The sequence below is a fragment of the Mesorhizobium sp. LCM 4577 genome (genome assembly GCF_001854795.2).
GTDB classification, from domain to species: Bacteria; Pseudomonadota; Alphaproteobacteria; order Rhizobiales; family Rhizobiaceae; genus Mesorhizobium; species Mesorhizobium plurifarium.
Genome location: NZ_MDDU01000040.1, coordinates 2,501 through 5,000 on the forward strand (window position 1 = coordinate 2,501; position 2,500 = coordinate 5,000).

The 2,500-nt window shown below is 53.6% G+C and carries 1 rRNA gene (only partly in view); it reads left to right on the plus strand.

The window, feature by feature from the left end:
- Nucleotides 1-265 precede the first annotated feature (265 nt).
- Nucleotides 266-2,500, plus strand: a 23S ribosomal RNA gene (locus LCM4577_RS27095) (it continues 578 nt past the right edge of the window).

A 2,500-nucleotide genomic window follows, 5' to 3' on the forward strand; every position in this document is an offset into this window, starting at 1 on the left:
TGATTTGTCGCTGGAGACGCTCAATCTCCAGCATATGATGGGTTTGCCTAACCGCGCCCTCGAACGGATCTCGAGAAGCTGGTCTTTTTGTGCCAATTCCATTCGAGCTAAGCCCCGCACAAGGTTTGGCTCAAGGCGACGATCTCTGCGAGATCGCGCTTGTGCGCCGATCTCTGCGAGATCGCGCTTAGCCAATCCTGCAAGGGCGAGGCTGAAGCGACGATCCCTGCGGGATCGCGCGATGATGGGTATTGGCAATGAGAACGATCAAGTGTCTTAAGGGCAATTGGTGGATGCCTTGGCATGCACAGGCGATGAAGGACGTGATACGCTGCGATAAGCTACGGGGAGGTGCGAATACCCTTTGATCCGTAGATCTCCGAATGGGGAAACCCACCTAAGGTACTTGGAAAATCAGAGATGCCGATTGGTCGACAAGGCCGACCTGCATCTGTGGTTTCCAAGTATCGCTAATAGGTAACTTATCCTGAATCCATAGGGATAAAGTGGCGAACGCGGGGAACTGAAACATCTAAGTACCCGTAGGAAAGGACATCAACCGAGACTCCGGAAGTAGTGGCGAGCGAACCCGGACCAGGCCAGTGGCGATTGAGAGACAAGCGGAACCTTCTGGAAAGTAGGGCCATAGCGGGTGACAGCCCCGTACGCGTAATGCGATCAATCGTCCTCGAGTAAGGCGGGACACGTGAAATCCTGTCTGAAATTGGGAGGACCACCTTCCAAGCCTAAGTACTCGTGCATGACCGATAGCGAACTAGTACCGTGAGGGAAAGGTGAAAAGCACCCCGACAAGGGGAGTGAAAGAGTACCTGAAACCGATTGCCTACAAACAGTGGGAGCCCGCAAGGGTGACCACGTACCTTTTGDATAATGGGTCAGCGACTTAGTGTGACGAGCAAGCTTAAACCGGTAGGTGTAGGCGCAGCGAAAGCGAGTCTGAACAGGGCGTTCAGTTCGTCGCATTAGACCCGAAACCGAGTGATCTAGCCATGAGCAGGCTGAAGGTAAGGTAACACTTACTGGAGGGCCGAACCCATAACTGTTGCAATAGTTCGGGATGACTTGTGGCTAGGGGTGAAAGGCCAATCAAACTCGGAAATAGCTGGTTCTCCGCGAAATCTATTTAGGTAGAGCGTCGACCGAATACCCCAGGGGGTAGAGCACTGGATGGGCTAGGGGTCCTCACCGGATTACCAAACCTAACCAAACTCCGAATACCTGGGAGTACTAGTCGGCAGACACACGGCGGGTGCTAACGTCCGTCGTGAAAAGGGAAACAACCCTGACCTACAGCTAAGGTCCCCAAGTTATGGCTAAGTGGGAAAGGATGTGAGGATCCCAAAACAACCAGGATGTTGGCTTAGAAGCAGCCATCATTTAAAGAAAGCGTAACAGCTCACTGGTCTAAATAAGGGTCTTTGCGCCGAAAATGTAACGGGGCTAAAGCCATACACCGAAGCTTAGGGTTCGTGAGCAATCACGAGCGGTAGCGGAGCGTTCTGTAAGCTGATGAAGCCGTACCCGTGAGGGGCGGTGGAGGTATCAGAAGTGCGAATGCTGACATGAGTAACGTAAGGGGAGTGAGAGACTCCCCCGCCGAAAGACCAAGGGTTCCTGCTTAAAGTTAATCTGAGCAGGGTTAGCCGGCCCCTAAGACGAGGCGGAAACGCGTAGTCGATGGGAACCACGTTAATATTCGTGGGCCTGGAGGTAGTGACGGATCACACAAGTTGTCCAATCTTATCGGATTGAACGGGCAGCGGAGTGGTTCCAGGAAATAGCTCCTCCTTATAGACCGTACCCGAAACCGACACTGGTGGTCAGGTAGAGTATACCAAGGCGCTTGAGAGAACTATGCTGAAGGAACTCGGCAAATTGCACGCGTAACTTCGGAAGAAGCGTGACCCTTTTCTACGCAAGTGGAGGAGGGTGGCACAGACCAGGGGGTAGCGACTGTTTATCAAAAACACAGGGCTCTGCGAAGCCGCAAGGCGACGTATAGGGTCTGACGCCTGCCCGGTGCTGGAAGGTTAAGAGGAGGGGTGCAAGCTCTGAATCGAAGCCCCAGTAAACGGCGGCCGTAACTATAACGGTCCTAAGGTAGCGAAATTCCTTGTCGGGTAAGTTCCGACCTGCACGAATGGCGTAACGACTTCCCCGCTGTCTCCAGCATAGACTCAGTGAAATTGAATTCCCCGTGAAGATGCGGGGTTCCTGCGGTTAGACGGAAAGACCCCGTGCACCTTTACTATAGCTTTACATTGGCATTCGTAGTGGCATGTGTAGGATAGGTGGTAGGCTTTGAAGCCTGGGCGCCAGCTCAGGTGGAGCCACCCTTGAAATACCACCCTTATCACTATGGATGTCTAACCGCGGCCCGTTATCCGGGTCCGGGACAATGTATGGTGGGTAGTTTGACTGGGGCGGTCGCCTCCTAAAGAGTAACGGAGGCGCGCGATGGTGGGCTCAGAACGGTCGG